The organism is Pseudoalteromonas luteoviolacea CPMOR-1, from assembly GCF_001625685.1.
Lineage (GTDB): Bacteria > Pseudomonadota > Gammaproteobacteria > Enterobacterales > Alteromonadaceae > Pseudoalteromonas > Pseudoalteromonas luteoviolacea_K.
This window is the reverse complement of the sequence record NZ_AUYC01000085.1, coordinates 1-732: the sequence shown is the minus strand read 5'-3', so window position 1 is coordinate 732 and position 732 is coordinate 1. Positions and strand designations below refer to the sequence as shown.

Genomic DNA, 732 nt, shown 5'->3' with positions numbered 1-732 from the left:
AACCCCTGGGATCAGCTTTACTGAAAAGCCAAAAGCAGGTGATAAGTCAGTATCAGGTAAAGTGTTCTTGGATGTAAACCAAGATGGCACCGTTGATCAAAACGATCTTCGATTAAAAGACATCACAGTAACAATCACGGGTACAGATAAGTTTGGTCAGGTGGTAAACCAGAGTGTGAAAACCGATGCCAATGGTGCGTTTAGCTTTACTGGCCTGATCGAATCAAATGCAGATGGCTACACCATCACGCAAACACCGAGCACAACATATCAAATAGGTAACCGTTACATCGGCTCGGGTGCTGGCATGGTGAGCAATGTCGCAAAAGTCGTTGTTGGCACAGATCCAACCCCAGCGATCCACTTTACAGAAAAGCCAAAAGCCGGTGATAAGTCAGTATCAGGTAAAGTGTTCTTGGATATCAACCAAGATGGCAACGTGGATCAAAACGATGCGCTGCTAAAAGACATCACAGTGACTATCACGGGCACGGATAAGTTTGGTCAGGCAGTGAATACCACAACGACGACTGATGTGAGCGGTGCGTTCAGTTTTACAGGCTTGATTGAATCCAATGCTGATGGTTACACCATTACTCAAACACCGAGCACAACGTATCAAACAGGTAACCGTTACATCGGTTCAGGCGCAGGCGTGGTGAGTAATGTCGCAAAAGTGGTAGTCGGCACAGATCAAACCCCAGAGCTTAAATTTACAGAAAAGCCAAAAGC

At 45.9% G+C, this 732-nt stretch carries 1 protein-coding gene; it reads left to right on the top strand.

What is annotated here, in order from left to right; all coding sequences use genetic code 11:
- Positions 1 to 732, top strand: a 732-nt coding sequence (locus N473_RS24580) for an SdrD B-like domain-containing protein (protein WP_155735734.1), incomplete at both ends; no start/stop codon positions are given.